Raw genomic sequence first — 18395 nt, 5'->3', positions numbered from 1 at the left:
CCAGGCAAATGTTCTGTTTATTCATACGGCATCAAACCGGCCTGGATGAAGACTGACAGAAGATAAACGCCAACAGGCAGCACTGCAAAGTGCTGCCTGTGCGCTCACCCACGTATTGCAAACCGGCGCTTATTCGCTGGAGAGCAGGTCCATGGTGTGCTTGTCCATCATTTCCAATGCACGGCCACCGCCGCGAGCAACACAGGTCAGCGGATCTTCGGCAACGATCACCGGCAGACCGGTTTCCTGGGCCAGCAACTTGTCGAGGTCACGCAGCAGCGCGCCACCACCGGTCAGCACCAGGCCACGCTCGGCGATGTCGGAAGCCAGTTCCGGCGGCGATTGCTCCAGCGCGCTTTTCACCGCCTGAACGATAGTGGCCAGGGACTCTTGCAGAGCTTCCAGCACTTCGTTGGAGTTCAGGGTGAATGCACGTGGAACGCCTTCGGCCAGGTTGCGACCGCGAACGTCGACTTCGCGAACTTCGCCGCCCGGGTAGGCCGTACCGATTTCCTGCTTGATGCGCTCGGCAGTCGATTCACCGATCAGGCTGCCGTAGTTGCGGCGCACGTAGGTGATGATCGCTTCGTCGAAGCGGTCGCCGCCCACGCGGACGGATTCGGCATAGACCACACCGTTCAGGGAGATCAGCGCGATTTCAGTGGTACCACCACCGATATCGACGACCATCGAACCGCGTGCTTCTTCAACCGGCAAGCCGGCACCGATCGCAGCAGCCATCGGCTCTTCGATCAGGAACACTTCACGGGCACCGGCACCGAGGGCCGATTCACGGATGGCACGACGCTCAACCTGGGTGGATTTGCATGGAACGCAGATCAGCACACGAGGGCTGGGCTGCAGAAAGCTGTTTTCGTGAACCTTGTTGATAAAGTATTGCAGCATCTTTTCGCAGACGCTGAAGTCGGCGATCACGCCGTCCTTCATCGGACGAATGGCAGCAATGTTGCCCGGCGTACGGCCGAGCATGCGCTTGGCTTCGGTGCCGACAGCAACGACACTTTTCTGGTTACCGTGTGTCCGAATGGCCACAACCGATGGCTCATTCAGGACGATACCGCGCTCGCGCACGTAAATAAGGGTGTTGGCAGTGCCCAGGTCAATGGAAAGATCGCTGGAAAACATGCCACGCAGTTTCTTGAACATGGGAAAGGGACCCTAGGCAACGCGTGGGTAAAAAAGTGCGGCAAACTCTAACAACGACAGGGATTTTGGGCAAGGCGCCAATATGTTAAATTGGCCGCTTTTCTGTGCACCAAGCCCCACAATCGCGGCCTTATGACCGTAGAAGTGCGGTAGTGTTCCGACAATCTAACACACGGACGCCGTCCGTTCTGTTTTCCACTGGAGAATCCCGATGGCGCTAGAACGCTCCGACGTGGAAAAAATCGCACATCTGGCCTGCCTTGGCCTGAATGATGCCGATCTTCCGCACATTACTTCCGCCCTCAACAGCATTCTCGGGCTGGTCGACGAAATGCAGGCCGTCGATACCGACGGTATCGAGCCTTTGGCCCACCCGCTGGAAGCCAGTCAGCGCCTGCGCGCCGACGTCGTGACCGAGACCAATCACCGCGAGGCCTATCAGTCCATCGCACCAGCGGTCGAAAACGGCCTGTATCTGGTTCCGAAAGTCATCGACTAAAGGGAAAGAGCCTGCAATGCATCAAATGACTCTGGCCGAGATCGCCCGCGGTCTCGCCGATAAAAAGTTTTCCTCCGAAGAGCTGACCAAAGTCCTGCTGGCGCGTATTACCCAGCTCGATCCGCAGCTCAACAGTTTCATCAGCCTCACCGAAGAGCTGGCACTCGAGCAGGCGAAAGCCGCCGACGCGCGCCGGGCCAACGGTGAGAGCAGCGCCCTGCTCGGTGCGCCGATCGCCCACAAGGACTTGTTTTGCACCCAGGGCATCCGCACGAGCTGCGGTTCGAAGATGCTCGACAACTTCAAGGCCCCGTACGACGCCACCGTGGTCGCGAAACTGGCCGCTGCCGGCGCCGTGACCCTGGGCAAGACCAACATGGACGAATTCGCCATGGGTTCGGCCAACGAGTCGAGCTGGTACGGTGCGGTGAAAAACCCGTGGAACCTGGAACACGTGCCGGGTGGTTCGTCCGGTGGTTCGGCGGCGGCGGTTGCCGCTCGTCTGTTGCCGGCGGCCACGGCCACCGATACCGGTGGTTCGATCCGTCAGCCCGCTGCATTCACCAACCTCACAGGCCTGAAACCGACGTACGGTCGTGTTTCGCGCTGGGGCATGATCGCTTACGCCTCCAGCCTCGACCAAGGTGGCCCGTTGGCGCGTACGGCCGAAGACTGCGCGATTTTGTTGCAAGGTATGGCCGGGTTCGACCAGAACGACTCCACCAGCATCGATGAGCCGGTTCCGGATTACTCCGCCAGCCTCGACACTTCGCTGCAGGGCCTGCGCATCGGCGTGCCGAAGGAATACTTCAGCGCCGGTCTCGACCCGCGCATCGCCGAGCTGATCCAGAACAGCATCAAAGAGCTGCAGAAGCTCGGTGCCGTGATCAAGGAAATCAGCCTGCCGAACATGCAGCACGCGATTCCTGCGTACTACGTGATCGCGCCAGCCGAGGCCTCCTCGAACCTGTCGCGTTTCGACGGCGTGCGCTTCGGCCATCGCTGCGAGAACCCGGAAAACCTGATCGACCTGTACAAACGCTCGCGTGGCGAAGGATTCGGGCCGGAAGTGCAGCGCCGGATCATGGTCGGCGCCTACGCGCTGTCCGCCGGTTACTACGACGCCTACTACCTGAAAGCGCAGAAGATCCGTCGTCTGGTGAAGAACGACTTCATGGCGGCCTTTAATGAAGTCGACATCATCCTCGGCCCAACCACGCCGAACCCGGCCTGGAAACTCGGCGCGAAGAACAGCGATCCGGTCGCTGCCTATCTGGAAGACGTCTACACCATCACCGCCAACCTCGCGGGCCTGCCGGGCCTGTCGATGCCGGCCGGTTTTGTCGACGGTCTGCCGGTGGGCGTGCAGTTGCTTGCGCCGTATTTCCAGGAAGGTCGCCTGTTGAACGTTGCCCATCAGTATCAGTTGAACACTGACTGGCACACCCGCACCCCAACCGGCTTCTGAGGAGACACACATGCAATGGGAAGTCGTGATCGGGCTGGAGATTCACACTCAGCTCACTACCCGGTCGAAAATCTTTTCCGGTAGTTCCACCCAGTTCGGCTCCGAGCCGAACACCCAGGCCAGCCTGATCGACCTGGGCATGCCCGGCGTATTGCCGGTGCTGAACCAGGAAGCGGTGCGCATGGCGGTGATGTTCGGTCTGGCGATTGACGCCGAGATCGGTCAGCACAACGTGTTCGCCCGCAAAAACTACTTCTACCCGGACCTGCCGAAGGGCTACCAGATCAGTCAGATGGAATTGCCGATCGTCGGCAAGGGCCACCTGGACATCGCGCTGGAAGACGGCACCGTCAAACGTGTCGGCATCACCCGCGCGCACCTGGAAGAAGACGCCGGCAAGAGTCTGCACGAAGAATTCAACGGTGCCACCGGCATCGACCTGAACCGTGCCGGCACGCCGCTGCTGGAAATCGTTTCCGAGCCGGACATGCGCAGCGCCAAGGAAGCCGTGGCTTACGTCAAGGCGATCCACGCGTTGGTACGTTATCTGGGCATCTGCGACGGCAACATGGCCGAAGGTTCGCTGCGTTGCGACTGCAACGTCTCGGTCCGCCCGAAAGGCCAGGTCGAGTTCGGCACCCGCTGCGAGATCAAGAACGTCAACTCGTTCCGCTTCATCGAGAAGGCCATCAACTCCGAGATCCAGCGGCAGATCGAGCTGATCGAAGACGGCGGCAAAGTGATCCAGCAGACCCGTCTGTACGATCCGAACAAGGACGAGACCCGTCCGATGCGCTCCAAAGAGGAAGCCAACGACTATCGTTACTTCCCCGACCCGGACCTGCTGCCAGTGGTCATCGAAGAGTCGTTCCTCGGCGAGGTGCGCGCCACCCTGCCGGAACTGCCACCGCAAAAACGCGAGCGCTTCCAGAGCCAGTTCGGTCTGTCGGCCTACGACGCCAACGTGCTGGCTACCAGCCGTGAGCAAGCGGACTACTTCGAGAAGGTCGCAGCCATCGGCGGCGACGCCAAACTGGCGGCGAACTGGGTGATGGTCGAGTTGGGCAGCCTGCTCAACAAGCAAGGCCTGGACATCGACGAGTCGCCGGTTTCCGCTGAACTGTTGGGCGGCATGCTGCAGCGCATCAAGGACAACACCATCTCCGGCAAGATCGCCAAAGTGGTGTTCGAAGCGATGGCCAACGGCGAAGGCACGGCGGACGAGATCATCGACAAGCGCGGTCTGAAGCAAGTGACCGACAGCGGCGCGATCTCCGCGGTGCTGGACGAAATGCTCGCGGCCAACGCCGAGCAGGTCGAACAATACCGTGCGGCAGACGAAGCCAAACGCGGCAAGATGTTCGGCTTCTTCGTCGGTCAGGCCATGAAGGCTTCGAAAGGCAAGGCCAACCCGCAGCAAGTGAACGAACTGCTGAAAAGCAAGCTCGAAGGCTGATGCAAATGGGGCCAGACCTGAAGCCTGGCTCCATCCCCTGTGGGAACAATCCATGGCTGAAGGGGTTTTGTGGTGAGGGGATTTATCCCCGATGGGCTGCGAAGCGGCCCCAATTCTTCTGTATCTGGAATTTGGGGGCGCTGCGCGCCCCATCGGGGATAAATCCCCTCGCCACTGAAGCTGATCTTCACATTGGGTTGTTTCCACATTTGTTTTGTGGAGCCTTTGAATGAAACGTCTGCTCGGCGCCTGCGCCCTGCTCTCCTTGCTCGCCGGTTGCGCCAGCAACGACATCATCGACCCGCACGGGTACGACCAGACCGGCGTCGCCTCCTATTACGGTGCCAAGCACCACGGTAAACGCACCGCCAGTGGCGAGCCGTTCAACCAGCATTCCCTGACCGCCGCCCACCGCCAATTGCCATTCGGCACCCGGGTGAAGGTCACCAACCTGAAAAACGACAAATCCTGCGTTGTGCGCATCAACGATCGTGGCCCGCACACCCGTGGCCGCTTGATCGATGTCTCGCGTGAAGCCGCCGAACGCCTCGGCATGCTCGGTAGCGGCACCGCACGGGTGCGCATACAGGCCCTCGACGACTGATGGAGCGCTGACCATTTTTGCTCTAGCCGACTTACCGCTGATCAAGGTGATCGAGCTGCTCAGCGGCCTGATCCTGCTGATCCTCGGCGCCGAACTGATGGTGCGCGCCGCCGTGCGTCTGGCCGCGCGCCTGCATGTGCGACCGCTGATCATCGGCCTGACCATCGTCGCCCTCGGCAGCAGCGCCCCACAGATGGCGGTCAGCCTGCAAGCGACCCTGGCGCACAACCCCGACATTGCCGTCGGCAGCGTGATCGGCAGCAGCATCTTCAACATCCTCGTGACCCTCGGCCTGTCGGCGCTGATCATTCCGCTGCGGGTGTCGCGGCAACTGGTGCGCTTGGACATTCCGCTGATGATCGGCGCCAGCCTGCTGGTGTTCGTCCTCGCTTGGAATGAACAGATCGGCCGCTTCGACGGCGTGCTGTTGCTCGCGGCATTGGCGTTGTATCTGGGCCTGTTGCTGCGCCAGTCGCGGCACTCGGCGCGCCCGCATTCGGAATCGCCACAACCTCCGCAGGTGCCGTGGTTCAGCAGTCTGCTGATGATCGTTGTCGGCCTGGCGCTGTTGGTGTTCGCCGGGCATTTGCTGCTCGGCGCAGCGGTGGCGGTGGCGACCGATCTGGGCTTCTCCGAACGGGTGATCGGTCTGACGGTGGTTGCGGTCGGCACCTCGCTGCCGGAACTCGCCACCTCGCTGATCGCGGCATTGCGCGGGCAACGCGATATCGCCGTGGGCAACGTGATTGGCGCCAACCTGTTCAACCTGCTCGGGGTGCTCGGGGTCACTGCGTTGATTGCGCCGACGCCGTTGTCGGTCTCGCCCAACGCGCTGGATTTCGACTTGCCGGTGATGCTCGGCGTCGCCGCGCTGTGCCTGCCGGTGTTCTATTCCGGCTACCGTGTGACCCGCGCCGAGGGTCTGCTGTTGCTCGGTTTGTACGCGGCTTACGGACTGCACGTGGTGTCGTTCACCACCGGCATGCCGCTGGCCGGCAAACTGGAAAAACTGATGCTGTTCTACGTGCTGCCGACGCTGCTGGCGTTTCTGTTGTTCACGTCCGTACGCGCCTGGCGCCGCCAACACCACAAGAGGGATGTGCCATGACCGATTCGCAGAAAACCGGGGTTGAAATCCGCCGTCAGGTAATGGGTGATGCGTTCGTTGATCGCGCCTTGGGCAACGCCACCGAATTCACTCAGCCGTTGCAGGATTTCGTCAATGAACACGCCTGGGGCGGCGTGTGGAATCGCGAAGGTCTGCCGCTGAAAACCCGCAGCCTGATTACCCTTGCAGCGCTGACCGCATTGAAGTGCCCGCAGGAATTGAAGGGCCACGTGCGCGGTGCGCTGAACAATGGCTGCACGGTCGAGGAGATTCGCGAGGCGCTGCTGCATTGCGCGGTGTACGCCGGGGTGCCGGCGGCGATTGATGCGTTTCGCGCGGCGCAGGAAGTGATCGACAGTTACCAGAAACCTGAGTGAAAGGACTGACGCCTTCGCGAGCAAGCCCGCTCCCACAGGGTTCTTTGGTGTTGTTGAAATCTGATTAACAACACAAAAACCTGTGGGAGCGGGCTTGCTCGCGAAGAGGCCCGCAGGAGCAACCCGAGTCTCAGGCTAGATCCACCCACCCCACTGCAACAGAAAGATCCCGATATTGGTGGTCACCGCCGCCATCAGCGTGGTCAGCACAATGATCGCCGCTGCCAGCTCATGATTGCCCTGCGCCGCCCGGGCCATGACGAAACTGGCCGCCGCCGTCGGGCTGCCGAAGTACAGAAACAGAATCCCCAGCTCTGCGCCACGAAAGCCCCACAACCACGCCCCCAGCGTCGCCAGCACCGGCAGGCCGATCATCTTCACCAGACTCGAACTCAGCGCCATGCTGCCGCTCTTGCGCAGCGCCGCCAGTGACAGCGTGCCACCAATGCAGATCAGCGCCAGCGGCAAAGTGGTTTGCGCCAGATACTGGCCGGAGGTTTCCAGCCAGCCGGGCAGGCTGATCTGGAAATACGCGAACGGCGCGGCGGCAATCACGCTGATGATCAGCGGGTTGCTGAACACGCTTTTGCAGATGCTCCACGGATCGGACTTGATCACCGGGCTGTACACCGCGAGCACGATGGTCGACAGCGTGTTGTAAAACAGGATCACCAGCGCCGCGAGAATCGCCCCGAGGGAAATCCCGTAGTCGCCGTACATGCTCGCCGCCAGCGCCAGACCGATCACCCCGTTGTTGCCGCGAAACGCACCCTGGGTGTAGATACCGCGATCTTCACGCGGGCACTTGATGATCGCCCAGCCCCAGGCCAGAGCAAAACTCACCAGCGTCGCAACCGCAAAATAGATCAGCAGCGCCGGTTGCAGCGCGGCATGCAGGTCCGCATGCAGAATCCCGAGAAACAGCAGCGCCGGCATGCTGACGTTGAACACCAGCGCCGAGGCGGTGTGGATGAAGTTGTCGTTGATCCAGTCGATGCGCTTGAGCAACACCCCGAGGAACAGCATGGCGAACACCGGCGCGGTGATGTTCAAGGTTTCGAGGAAGATTGCCAGCATGCCGGGGGAGCCTTTGGGTGAGCGTCGTCAGGGCTTAATGATAAGCCAAAAGCTTGAAAAGCCCCTCACCCTAACCCTCTCCCGGAGGGAGAGGGGACTGACTGAGGTGTGGTGCGTCATACATCGACCTGCAATACCGAGTCGACTATGGATTCGGCAAAGCATTTTCAGGTCGGCGTATTATTAAAATTCCCGGATCGGCCCCTCTCCCCCTCCGGGAGAGGGGGCTGACTGAGGTCTGGTGCGTCATACATCGACCCGAGTGACCGAGTCGATTATGGATTCGGTAGATCCCTTTCAGGTCGGTGTATTACTAGAATATTCCCGGATCGGCCCCCTCTCCCTCCGGGAGAGGGTTGGGGTGAGGGTAGCTTTTGCCTCACAAACCATCAGGTAATCGGCGCCGGATTGAACAGGGTGATGTCGTTATGCAGCTTGTGCTTCTCCGCCCACGTCTGCTGCTTGCCGCTCGCCACATCCAGGTAGTAGTGGAACAACTCCCAGCCCAATTCCTCGATGGTCGCGCGCCCGGTGGCAATCCGACCGGCATCGATGTCGATCAGGTCCGGCCAGCGCTGCGCCAGCTCGGTGCGGGTCGAAACCTTGACCACCGGCGCCATCGCCAAACCATACGGCGTACCCCGCCCGGTGGTGAACACATGCAGGTTCATTCCCGCTGCCAACTGCAAGGTGCCGCAGACAAAATCACTCGCCGGCGTCGCGCAGAAAATCAAACCCTTCTGCTTGAAACGCTCGCCCGGGCCGAGCACGCCATTGATCGCGCTGCTACCGGATTTGACGATCGAACCCAGCGACTTCTCGACAATGTTCGACAACCCACCCTTCTTGTTGCCCGGCGTAGTGTTGGCACTGCGATCCGCTTCGCCCTTGGCCAGATAGCGGTCGTACCAGTCCATCTCGCGCACCAGTTCCTGCGCCACGGTCTTGGTTTCGGCACGGGAAGTCAGCAGATAAATCGCATCGCGCACTTCGGTGACTTCGGAAAACATCACCGTCGCCCCTGCGCGCAGCAGCAAGTCCGAGGCATAACCCAGCGCCGGGTTGGCGGTGATGCCGGAGAACGCATCGCTGCCGCCGCACTGCATGCCGAGGATCAGCTCGGAGGCCGGCACGGTTTCGCGGCGGCGCTGGTCGAGCTTCTTCAAACGGACTTCGGCCAGTGCCATGATCTGCTCGATCATCTCGGTGAAACCGTGACTGGAATCCTGCAGGCGATACAGCCATGGCTCGCTGAGATCGACCGAGGCGTCGTCCTCGTGCATCACCTGCCCGGCCTGCAATTTCTCGCAGCCCAGACTGATCACCAACGCCTCGCCACCCAGGTTCGGGTTGCGCGCCAGGTTGCGCACGGTGCGGATCGGGATGTAGGCGTCGGTGGCGGTGATCGCCACGCCGCAGCCGTAACTGTGGGTCAGCGCCACCACATCATCGACATGCGGGTATTTCGGCAGCAACTCGTCCTTGATGCGTTTCACCGCGTGATCGAGCACGCCGGTCACGCACTGCACCGTGGTGGTGATCCCGAGAATATTGCGCGTACCGACGGTGCCGTCGGCGTTGCGATAACCCTCGAACGTGAAGCCTTCCAGGGGGGCCTGTGTGGCCGGCACTTCGGTGGACAGCGGCAGGCTGTCCAGCGGCGGCGCGGTCGGCATGCGCAGTTGATCTTCCTTGACCCAGCTGCCACGCGGGATCGGCTGCAACGCGTAGCCGATGGTCTGGCCGTAGCGAATCACCTGGCCGCCCTCGGGAATGTCCTCGAGGGTGACCTTGTGGCTCTGCGGCACAAAATCCACGGTCACCAGACCGTCCGGGAACTCGGTGCCGGCCGGTACGCCCTGGTCGTTGACCACAATCACTACGTTGTCCCGCTCGTGCAGGCGGATGTAGCGCGGCGAGTCGGAATGTTCAATCAACTGCATGACGCCGCTCCTCAGGAATGCGCTTGAGACAATTTGCCGGTGATTTCAGAACCACCGTTGGTTGGCGGCTCTTTGAGCACCACACGTTTGATCGGGCCGACGATCACCAGGTAGCTGAACACCGCGACCAGTGCGTTGGCACCGACGAACACCAGCGCCCACTTGAACGAACCGGTGGAGCTGATGATGTAGCCAATCACGATCGGCGTGGTAATCGAGGCGATGTTGCCAAAGGTGTTGAACAGGCCACCGCTCAAACCGGCGATCTGTTTCGGCGAGGTGTCGGACACCACTGCCCAGCCCAACGCGCCCACGCCTTTGCCGAAGAATGCCAAGGCCATGAAGCCGACCACCATCCATTCCACATCAACATAGTTGCAGGCGACGATGCTGCTGGATACCAGCAGACCGGCGATGATCGGTGCCTTGCGGGCGAAGGTCAGCGAATGCCCTTTGCGCAGCAAGTAATCGGAAATCACCCCGCCAAGCACGCCACCGATGAAACCGCAGATCGCCGGCAGCGAGGCAATGAAACCGGCTTTGAGAATAGTCATGCCGCGCTCCTGCACCAGGTACACCGGGAACCAGGTCAGGAAGAAATAGGTGATGCCGTTGATGCAGTACTGACCCAGATATACACCGAGCATCATGCGGTTGGTCAGCAACTGACGGATGTAATCCCACTTCGGACCGTCGGATTTTTTGCCTTGCTTGACGTCCATGTCGACCATGCCGCCGTTGTCGGCGATGAACTGCACTTCGGCTTCGTTGGCCAGCGGATGTTGACGCGGGCTGTGGATAACCTTGAGCCAGACCAGCGAGAAGATGATACCGAGGATGCCCATGACGATGAACACGTGCTCCCAGCCGAAGCGATACACGATCCAGCCCATCAGCGGTGCGAACAGCACGGTGGCGAAGTATTGCGCCGAGTTGAAGATCGCCGAGGCGGTACCGCGTTCCGCAGTCGGGAACCAGGCCGCGACAATCCGCGCGTTGCCGGGAAAGGATGGCGCCTCGGCCAGGCCCACCAGAAAGCGCAGCATGAACAGCGCAACGATCGCCGTGGACATGCCGAATTCACCGACAAAGCCTTGCAGCACGGTGAACAGCGACCAGGTGAAAATGCTCAGGGCATAGACTTTTTTCGAGCCGAAGCGATCGAGCAGCCAGCCACCGGGAATCTGCCCGGCAACATAGGCCCAACCGAAAGCGGAGAAGATGTAGCCGAGGGTGACCGCGTCGATGCCGAGGTCTTTTTGCAGGCTGGAACCGGCGATGGCGATGGTCGCGCGGTCGGCGTAGTTGATCGTGGTCACCAGGAACAGCATGAGCAGGATCAAATAGCGGACGTGAGTCGGCTTGGACGATTGCATGTAGATGTACTCCCACTGATTATTTTTATGCGCGGGTGAATCTGTTGTGCTGCATGTATTCCCTGTAGGAGTTGCCGAAGGCTGCGATCTTTTGATCTTCAAAAGCAAAGATCGCAGCCTTCGGCAGCTCCTACAGGGGTATTGCTGTATCAGGAGCCGATGTAGGCGGTTTTCACCACGGTGTAGAACTCTTGCGCATAGCGGCCTTGCTCACGTGAGCCATAGGATGAACCCTTACGGCCACCGAACGGAACGTGGTAATCGACACCGGCGGTCGGCAGGTTGACCATCACCATCCCGGCCTGCGAATGGCGCTTGAAGTGGTTGGCGTACTTCAGCGACGTGGTGGCGATGCCGGCAGACAGACCGAACTCGGTGTCGTTGGCCATCGCCAGCGCCGCCTCGTAATCGGCCACGCGAACGACGTTGGCCACCGGGCCGAAGATCTCTTCACGGCTGATGCGCATCGACGCTTCGCTGTCGGCAAACAGCGTTGGCGCGAGGAAGTAGCCTTCGGTGTCGCAGGTCACCAGACCACCGCCGCTGACCAGACGTGCACCTTCGGACTGGCCGATGTCGATGTACTTCATGTCCTGTTCAAGCTGCGCCTGGGAAACCACCGGACCGATGTCGGTGCCGGATTTCAGCGCGTGGCCGACCTTGATCGACTGCATGCGCTCGGCCATGGCCTCGACGAATTTGTCGTGAATCCCGGCGGTGACGATCAGGCGGCTCGACGCCGTGCAACGCTGGCCGGTGGAATAGAACGCGCTCTGCACCGAGAGCTCGACCGCTTGCTTGAGGTCAGCATCGTCGAGAATGATCTGCGGGTTCTTGCCGCCCATTTCCAGCTGCACCTTGGCCTGGCGCGACACGCAATTAACAGCGATCTGCCGACCCACGCCCACCGAACCGGTAAAGCTGATGCCATCGACTTTCGGGCTGTTGACCAGCGCTTCACCGACCACCCGACCGCTGCCCATCACCAGGTTGAACACGCCGGCCGGGAAGCCTGCACGGGAGATAATTTCCGCCAGCGCCCAGGCACAACCCGGCACCAGATCCGCCGGTTTCAGCACCACGCAGTTGCCGTAGGCCAATGCCGGAGCAATCTTCCATGCCGGGATGGCAATCGGGAAGTTCCACGGGGTGATCAGACCGACCACGCCGAGGGCTTCGCGGGTCACTTCAACGTTGACGCCCGGGCGCACCGACGGCACGTAATCGCCGGACAGACGCAGGCATTCACCGGCGAAAAACTTGAAAATATTGCCGGCGCGGGTCACTTCGCCGATGGCTTCGGGCAGGGTCTTGCCCTCTTCCCGGGCCAGCAGGGTGCCGAGTTCTTCGCGACGGGCGAGGATTTCCGTGCCGACTTTATCCAGAGCATCGTGACGGGCCTGAATGCCCGAAGTCGACCACGCCGGGAACGCGGCGCGGGCCGCATCGATAGCGGCGTTAACCTGAGTCAGGTCAGCCTTGGCGTAATCGCCGATGGTGTCGCTCAACTCGGACGGGTTGATGTTGGCCGAGTAGTCGGCACCGGCGACCCATTCACCGTTGATGTAGTTGTCGTAACGCTTGGAATCAGCCACAGAAAATTCTCCTCTCTACGCAAAAGCCGCTGATTGCTCAGCGGCCTTGTGGGTCGGTGTTTATTGCGCGCCTTGCTTGTCGATCAGCGCAGCGAGCATTTCGTACTCTTCGCCGGTCAGGTCGGTCAGCGGTGCGCGCACCGGGCCTGCGTCATAGCCGGCGATCTTGGCGCCTGCCTTGACGATGCTCACGGCGTAACCGGCTTTGCGGTTGCGGATGTCGAGGTACGGCAGGAAGAAGTCGTCGATGATCTTGCCGACGGTGGCGTGATCTTCGCGAGCAATCGCGTGGTAGAAATCCATCGCGGTTTTCGGGATGAAGTTGAACACCGCCGACGAGTAAACAGGCACGCCCAGCGCCTTGTAGGCGGCGGCGTAGACTTCAGCGGTCGGCAGGCCGCCGAGGTAGCTGAAGCGATCACCGAGGCGGCGACGGATCGACACCATCAACTCGATATCGCCCAGACCGTCCTTGTAGCCGATCAGGTTCGGGCAACGCTCGGCCAGACGTTCCAGCAGTGGCGCGGTCAGGCGGCAGACATTGCGGTTGTAGACAACCACGCCGATGTTCACCGATTTGCACACCGCTTCAACGTGGGCGGCGACGCCGTCCTGGCTGGCTTCAGTCAGGTAATGCGGCAGCAGCAACAGGCCCTTGGCGCCCAGACGCTCGGCTTCCTGTGCGTATTCGATGGCTTGACGGGTCGAACCGCCGACACCGGCCAGAATCGGCACGCTGGTGGCGCAGGTATCGACTGCAGTCTTGATGATTTCCGAGTATTCGCTGGCTGCCAGGGAGAAGAACTCACCGGTGCCGCCGGCGGCGAACAGTGCCGACGCGCCGTACGGGGCCAGCCATTCCAGACGTTTGATGTAGCCAGCGCGGTTGAAATCGCCCTGGGCATTGAAATCGGTGACCGGGAACGACAGCAGACCGGCGGAGAGGATGGACTTCAGTTCTTGTGGATTCATTTTTCGAACACCCTGGGTAGCAACATTTTTTGTGAGTTTTATGGTTCAGCCAGCGCTGAAGTTGTAGGTCATCGTACAACTTAAAAGATAACCGTCAACTGCATTTCATCGTCGCCTCACACTTTTTGTCGGACAAGATTCGTTCTTGACGTAGGAAAAATCTAGGCTAGGCTCGATTTAACTGTATATCCATACAGATAAAAATAAATCCACCGACGACATATCAAGGAGCCAGAAATGTCCGGACTGCATGCAAAACCACAGGAAAGACCCACACCGGTCATCGCCCGATTCGAAGATCTTTTCACTGTAAACGGCATCCACTTCAGCACCGACAATCCGCATCTGCTGCTGCACATCGCCGACGCCCACGGCGATGTTGAACCGGCCACCGCCCTCCCCGGCAAAGCGTTGAACATTCGACCGCCACTGCGCTTTGAAGGCGCTGAACACACGGCCATCGGCGACAACACCCTGCTGCGCTTCAGCGCAAACGTCGAGCCGGTTCGCGCGCAAAACCTGCCCTTGTACTTGCCCAACGGTCTAGCGCTGACCTACGGCCAGGTGGTGGCGCTGGCTGGAGATTTCTACGGCGTGGTCGATCGACCGATCAACGAAGGCGCGACCCCGGCCGATCGCCTGAACCGTTTCAATGCCGCCTTCGACTCTCTCGCCGTGCTGCCGGCCTCCCGCGCTGAGGCCACACAGATTCTCGCGGTCATGCAAAAAGAGATCGACGCGGTTAAGCAGGCGATCAAGAACGGCAAAGCACCGCACGAAGCCTACGACGCGCTCGGAGATACGTTGTCCGAAGAGTGGAACAAGATCACCGGTGGCGGCAGTTTTGTCTCCGCGCTGTTCCCGCTCGGACGTTATCTGAAACTGGCGGCGAACAACGCCGACCACTTCGGCGAATGGGCCAGACTGGCCTACATCGCCGGCCACACCGCCGCCCTGCAAACCGCCGTCGCGGCCCGCGCCACTCACGATGAACAACGATTGGAACGGGCCTACGCGATGAACGCGTTTGCCGACCACTTCCTCACTGACCTGTTCTCTGCCGGCCATCTGCGGGTGCCGCGCAAAGAGATGGCGGCGGTGGTCACGCCGAGCGATCTCGGCTCGCTGGTGACCCGTTTCATGCACGACGAGGACAGCAAATTCGGCCTCAAAGTGCGCAACGCCCATGGCGATCAATGGCGCGCCTACGGCGACAAACGCTACTTCGAGGCCAGCGATGCGGACAACCGCACCCAGGTCAACCTGGCGGTGCAGGCCTCGGCGGATGAAGTCTTCGCCGCTTACCTCAGCGGCAACGTGCCCGCCCCTTCGACGTTTGCCGCGCTGCAACGGCTGCCGGATCTGACGGCGGTGCTGAATCTTTCCGGCAACTTCTCGCCGCTGTTCCGCGTCGAGGGCGGCAAGGTGCTGCGGCGCAAAGACGTGAACAACCTCAACGACACCGCCACCATCGATGACTGGTGGGGCTGGAGCACCTACCTGCTGCTCAAGGACTACCACCCGACGGGCAACGTCAACTAAGGAGAATGAGCATGACGATCACATTGAAACTTGAACTGGCGTCGGGGCAGTCGCTGCAAGGTGCACCGCTGGAGTTGCTGGCAGATGGCAAGCCGATTGCGCGGGGTATTGTGGATCAATCAGGCGAGGTGGCGTTTGCTGCCAAGCCGGGGCAAGCGCAACTGGCAGTGAGGGTGGATCGCTCGATATTGCCGCGCTGAATTCACGGGCCCCTTCGCGAGCAAGCCCGCTCCCACAATGGATCTCGGCTGAACTCAAAGTCCGGGCTTGCCGAAAATCCAGGGTGGGAGCGGGCTTGCTCGCGAAAGCGGTAGATCAGTCAACACATGAATCAAACCTGCAAACTCATCCCCGCTGCGCCTGCGCCTCTTCATGGGCCTGGCGCAGTCTTTCGCGGCTGTTGGTCAAGTGCAGACGCATTGCCGCTCGCGCCGCATCGGAATCCTGGCGGGCAATCGCCTCGTAGATTTCCTCGTGCTCACGGCTCAGACGATTCATGTAGTGCTGCTGATCATCATGGGCCAGACGCGCCGAATTCAGCCGCGTACGCGGAATGATGCTGGTGCCCAGGTGGGTCATGATGTCGGTGAAATAGCGGTTGCCGGTGGACAGGGCGATTTCCAGGTGGAAGGCGAAGTCCGAGGCCACCGCATCGCTGGCGTGGGCGACGCTGTCGTTCAGCGCATCGAGGGCGGCGCGCATGGTCGCCAGTTGTTCGGAGCTGCGGCGTTGCGCGGCGAGGCCGGCGGACTCCACTTCCAGGCTGATGCGCAATTCGAGAATCGCCAGCACGTCACGCAGGGTGACGACCGTGGCCGGGTCGATGCGGAAACCGCTGGGGCTCGGCGTGTCGAGCACAAAGGTGCCGATGCCGTGGCGGGTTTCCACCTGGCCGGCGGCCTGCAAACGGGAGATCGCCTCGCGCACCACGGTGCGGCTGACGCCGTGCTCCTGCATGATCGCCGACTCGGTGGGCAATTTGTCGCCGCGCTTGAGCAGACCGTCGCGGATCTGCTCGGTCAGCACCGTCACCAGCTCCTGAGCCAGGCTGCGGCGCTTGCGTGGGAGGCGTGGAGTGTCGATCGGGTTTTCCATGGTCAACGTCTGGTCTCGAAAATTCGGCTTGGTGGGCATCATAGCGCAGGCGGGTTGTACGATCACATCCCGCCTCACAATACCCCATGTGGGAGCGGGCTTGCTCGCGAAGGCGGTGTGTCAGGCAACCGATTTGTCGACTGAATGGACGCCTTCGCGAGCAAGCCCGCTCCCACGGGGGTTGTGGTGATCAAGCGGTCACGGCCTGCTCCACCAGATGCCCGCTGTCGATCCGCACATGTCTAGGGTGGAAACGCTTCAGGCTGCTGCGGTGGCCGACGCTGACGATGCTCAGGCCCGGCAACTGATCGATCAGCGCCTGATACAACGTTGCCTCATCCTCTTCATCCATCGCCGACGTCGCTTCGTCCATGTACAGCCATTGCGGTGCATAAAGCATGGCGCGGGCGAAAGCCAGGCGTTGCTGCTCACCCGGCGACAGCATGCGCTGCCAGTGATTGGCTTCGTCCAGACGCGCAACCAGATGCGGCAGACGGCAAGTCTCCAGCACCTGCGCGTAGCGCTCCGGCGCGTAGGTATCGCCCGGTTGTGGATAACTCAAGGCCTCGCGCAAGGTGCCGATCGGCAGATACGGTTTCTGCGGCAGGAACAGGTAGCGCGCCGCTGGCAGCCGGATGTTGCCGTGGCCCGCCGGCCACAGATGCCCCATCGCTCGCAGCAACGTCGACTTGCCGCTGCCGGATCGGCCGCTGAGCATTACACGCTCACCCGGCTCGACTGTCATGTCGGCGCTGGTCAGCAGATGACGACCATCAGCCAAGTCCAGACCGAGGTTGTGCACTTTGAGTTCGCTGCCCTGATTCTGCACATCGATGGCCGGGGTGCGCTGTTCGTTATCGGTCATGGCCTGACGGAAACTCAGCAGACGATCACAGGTCGCACGCCAGGACGCGAGGCTCTGATACGCACTGATAAACCAGCTGAAACTCTCCTGGACGTTGCCGAATGCCGAGCTGATCTGCATCAGCTCACCCAGTTCGATCTTGCCGGCGAGGTAACGCGGCGACGCAACGATAAACGGGAAAATGATCGCAGCCTGGCTGTAACCGGCAGTGAAAAATGTCAGGCGCTTGGACACTTTCATGATGTCCCAGAAGTTATGCCAGACCATGCCGAAACGGTTGCTCAAGCGACGGTTCTCATTCGGTTCGCCGTTATACAACGCGATGCTTTCGGCATTCTCGCGAATCCGCACCATGGAAAAACGCAGGTCGGCTTCGAAGCGTTGTTGTTGGTTGTTCAGGCCGATCAAGCGACGACCGATCAAATGCGTCAGCCAGCTGCCCACCACGGCGTAGACCAGCACGCACCAGAACATGTAGCCGGGAATGGTGATGCCATAGACTTCGATGCTGCCCGACACACCCCACAAAATGATCGAGAACGACACCAGGCTGACTATATTGCGCAGCAGGCCGATCCCCAGTTCAAGGGTGTTGGAGGTGAAGTTGTTGAGGTCTTCGGAAATCCGCTGGTCCGGGTTATCGGTATAACCGCCCTGCTCCAGCTGGTAGTAATTCTTGTCGGCGAGCCAACGGGAGAAATGCTTTTCGGTGAGCCAGGCCCGCCAGCGAATCGTCAGCATCTGGGTCAGATACAGCCGATACACGGCACCGACAATCGCCACCGCCGCAATTCCGCAAAAATACAGAATCAAGCGCCAGAACGCCGCCTCATCCTTCTTTTGCAGGGCGTTGTAGAAATCCTTGTACCAGGTGTTGAACCACACCGAGATGCCCACGCTCAGCAACGAGAGCGCGATCACCGCAATCAGCAGCGTCCAGGCCTTGCCCTTCTCTTCACTGCGCCAGTAGGGCGTGATGATCGCCCACACCTTGCGAAAAAACTGCCCGCGCACAGCATCGTTGACCGCGGAATATTCAGCGTTCTGATTCATGGAAAAGGCTCGATAAAGAAAAGAACAGACACGCACCGATCATAGTTGATCGGTTCGTTTTATCGCCAGAGTGGGACTGGCTCATTCAGGGATTGTTCAGATTGATGGGGGTTTCAGTATCGCAGCGAGCGCACGTACCGTTCATCGGGACTGTCAGAGTTGACAGTAGAGGGGGGCTATTCAGGCTGATCAACTGGG

The 18395-nt window shown here is 60.7% G+C and carries 16 protein-coding genes; 8 read left to right on the top strand and 8 right to left on the bottom strand.

What is annotated here, in order from left to right; translation table 11 throughout:
• Nucleotides 1-129: 129 nt before the first annotated feature.
• Complete coding sequence (gene mreB, locus E4T63_RS04315) at nt 130-1167, bottom strand: rod shape-determining protein MreB (protein WP_002555108.1); 1038 nt, start codon at nt 1165-1167, stop codon at nt 130-132.
• A 211-nt stretch (nt 1168-1378) separates the two neighbouring features.
• Between mreB and gatC the strand changes: the two genes are divergently transcribed.
• The 6 genes from gatC (at nt 1379) to E4T63_RS04285 (ending at nt 6679) form a co-directional block, all read left to right on the top strand.
• Nucleotides 1379-1666, top strand: a complete 288-nt coding sequence (gene gatC / locus E4T63_RS04310) for an Asp-tRNA(Asn)/Glu-tRNA(Gln) amidotransferase subunit GatC (RefSeq protein ID WP_003221657.1) — start codon at nt 1379-1381, stop codon at nt 1664-1666.
• A gap of 16 nt (nt 1667-1682) precedes the next feature.
• Nucleotides 1683-3134 carry an Asp-tRNA(Asn)/Glu-tRNA(Gln) amidotransferase subunit GatA gene (gene gatA, locus E4T63_RS04305; RefSeq protein ID WP_135294959.1) on the top strand — a complete coding sequence of 484 codons (1452 nt, stop codon included), beginning with the start codon at nt 1683-1685 and terminating at the stop codon, nt 3132-3134.
• A gap of 10 nt (nt 3135-3144) precedes the next feature.
• Nucleotides 3145-4590 carry an Asp-tRNA(Asn)/Glu-tRNA(Gln) amidotransferase subunit GatB gene (gene gatB / locus E4T63_RS04300; protein ID WP_007961565.1) on the top strand — a complete coding sequence of 482 codons (1446 nt, stop codon included), beginning with the start codon at nt 3145-3147 and terminating at the stop codon, nt 4588-4590.
• A gap of 229 nt (nt 4591-4819) precedes the next feature.
• Nucleotides 4820-5194 (top strand): septal ring lytic transglycosylase RlpA family protein, encoded by a 375-nt coding sequence (locus E4T63_RS04295; RefSeq protein ID WP_007966094.1) that lies wholly within the window; start codon nt 4820-4822, stop codon nt 5192-5194.
• A gap of 46 nt (nt 5195-5240) precedes the next feature.
• Nucleotides 5241-6302 (top strand): calcium/sodium antiporter, encoded by a 1062-nt coding sequence (locus tag E4T63_RS04290; RefSeq protein ID WP_135294958.1) that lies wholly within the window; start codon nt 5241-5243, stop codon nt 6300-6302.
• Nucleotides 6299-6679, top strand: a complete 381-nt coding sequence (locus E4T63_RS04285; protein WP_003221648.1) for a carboxymuconolactone decarboxylase family protein — start codon at nt 6299-6301, stop codon at nt 6677-6679. Before E4T63_RS04290 ends, E4T63_RS04285 begins: the two co-directional genes overlap by 4 nt.
• A 135-nt stretch (nt 6680-6814) precedes the next feature.
• Here the strand turns inward: E4T63_RS04285 and E4T63_RS04280 are convergent, their stop codons facing one another.
• The 5 genes from E4T63_RS04280 to kdgD all read right to left on the bottom strand — a co-directional run bounded on the left by E4T63_RS04280 (nt 6815) and on the right by kdgD (nt 13642).
• The gene (locus E4T63_RS04280) at nt 6815-7756 is read right to left on the bottom strand and encodes an AEC family transporter (protein ID WP_041072811.1); all 942 of its coding nucleotides are present in this window, start codon (nt 7754-7756) and stop codon (nt 6815-6817) included.
• A 389-nt stretch (nt 7757-8145) separates the two neighbouring features.
• Nucleotides 8146-9699: a galactarate dehydratase gene (gene garD / locus E4T63_RS04275; RefSeq protein ID WP_135294957.1), complete on the bottom strand. Its 1554-nt coding sequence runs from the start codon at nt 9697-9699 to the stop codon at nt 8146-8148.
• 11 nt (nt 9700-9710) lie between these two features.
• Nucleotides 9711-11075, bottom strand: coding sequence for an MFS transporter (locus E4T63_RS04270; protein WP_027610828.1), 1365 nt, complete (start codon nt 11073-11075; stop codon nt 9711-9713).
• 149 nt (nt 11076-11224) lie between these two features.
• Nucleotides 11225-12670 (bottom strand): aldehyde dehydrogenase family protein, encoded by a 1446-nt coding sequence (locus E4T63_RS04265; protein WP_027610827.1) that lies wholly within the window; start codon nt 12668-12670, stop codon nt 11225-11227.
• Between the two features lie 60 nt (nt 12671-12730).
• Complete coding sequence (gene kdgD, locus E4T63_RS04260) at nt 12731-13642, bottom strand: 5-dehydro-4-deoxyglucarate dehydratase (RefSeq protein ID WP_007981458.1); 912 nt, start codon at nt 13640-13642, stop codon at nt 12731-12733.
• Between the two features lie 237 nt (nt 13643-13879).
• Here kdgD and E4T63_RS04255 point away from each other — a divergent pair, with 237 nt between their 5' ends.
• Both E4T63_RS04255 and E4T63_RS04250 read left to right on the top strand, forming a co-directional pair.
• Nucleotides 13880-15184: a phospholipase gene (locus tag E4T63_RS04255; protein ID WP_135294956.1), complete on the top strand. Its 1305-nt coding sequence runs from the start codon at nt 13880-13882 to the stop codon at nt 15182-15184.
• Nucleotides 15185-15195: 11 nt separating this feature from the next.
• On the top strand, nt 15196-15384 hold the full coding sequence (locus E4T63_RS04250) for a hypothetical protein (protein WP_135294955.1): 189 nt from the start codon (nt 15196-15198) through the stop codon (nt 15382-15384).
• A gap of 145 nt (nt 15385-15529) precedes the next feature.
• On the opposite strand, the gene E4T63_RS04245 is transcribed toward E4T63_RS04250, so the two are convergent.
• Complete coding sequence (locus E4T63_RS04245) at nt 15530-16279, bottom strand: FadR/GntR family transcriptional regulator (protein ID WP_205884893.1); 750 nt, start codon at nt 16277-16279, stop codon at nt 15530-15532.
• 190 nt (nt 16280-16469) lie between these two features.
• The gene (locus E4T63_RS04235) at nt 16470-18197 is read right to left on the bottom strand and encodes an ABC transporter ATP-binding protein/permease (protein WP_135294954.1); all 1728 of its coding nucleotides are present in this window, start codon (nt 18195-18197) and stop codon (nt 16470-16472) included.
• Nucleotides 18198-18395 lie beyond the last annotated feature (198 nt).

Origin of the sequence: Pseudomonas fluorescens, assembly GCF_004683905.1 — a bacterium.
Classification (GTDB): Bacteria; Pseudomonadota; Gammaproteobacteria; order Pseudomonadales; family Pseudomonadaceae; genus Aquipseudomonas; species Aquipseudomonas putida_A.
The sequence above is the reverse complement of the archived record's forward strand: the minus strand, read 5'-3'. Positions and strand labels throughout refer to the sequence as shown.

Bases quoted from the DNA above. Each gene is read 5' to 3' on its own strand.
- gatA (WP_135294959.1), top strand. From the start codon at position 1,683: ATGCATCAAATGACTCTGGCCGAGATCGCCCGCGGTCTCGCCGATAAA.
- E4T63_RS04245 (WP_205884893.1), bottom strand. From the start codon at position 16,279: ATGGAAAACCCGATCGACACTCCACGCCTCCCACGCAAGCGCCGCAGC.
- E4T63_RS04280 (WP_041072811.1), bottom strand. From the start codon at position 7,756: ATGCTGGCAATCTTCCTCGAAACCTTGAACATCACCGCGCCGGTGTTC.
- kdgD (WP_007981458.1), bottom strand. From the start codon at position 13,642: ATGAATCCACAAGAACTGAAGTCCATCCTCTCCGCCGGTCTGCTGTCG.
- E4T63_RS04255 (WP_135294956.1), top strand. From the start codon at position 13,880: ATGTCCGGACTGCATGCAAAACCACAGGAAAGACCCACACCGGTCATC.
- E4T63_RS04250 (WP_135294955.1), top strand. From the start codon at position 15,196: ATGACGATCACATTGAAACTTGAACTGGCGTCGGGGCAGTCGCTGCAA.
- E4T63_RS04285 (WP_003221648.1), top strand. From the start codon at position 6,299: ATGACCGATTCGCAGAAAACCGGGGTTGAAATCCGCCGTCAGGTAATG.
- garD (WP_135294957.1), bottom strand. From the start codon at position 9,699: ATGCAGTTGATTGAACATTCCGACTCGCCGCGCTACATCCGCCTGCAC.
- E4T63_RS04235 (WP_135294954.1), bottom strand. From the start codon at position 18,197: ATGAATCAGAACGCTGAATATTCCGCGGTCAACGATGCTGTGCGCGGG.
- E4T63_RS04270 (WP_027610828.1), bottom strand. From the start codon at position 11,075: ATGCAATCGTCCAAGCCGACTCACGTCCGCTATTTGATCCTGCTCATG.
- E4T63_RS04295 (WP_007966094.1), top strand. From the start codon at position 4,820: ATGAAACGTCTGCTCGGCGCCTGCGCCCTGCTCTCCTTGCTCGCCGGT.
- gatB (WP_007961565.1), top strand. From the start codon at position 3,145: ATGCAATGGGAAGTCGTGATCGGGCTGGAGATTCACACTCAGCTCACT.
- gatC (WP_003221657.1), top strand. From the start codon at position 1,379: ATGGCGCTAGAACGCTCCGACGTGGAAAAAATCGCACATCTGGCCTGC.
- mreB (WP_002555108.1), bottom strand. From the start codon at position 1,167: ATGTTCAAGAAACTGCGTGGCATGTTTTCCAGCGATCTTTCCATTGAC.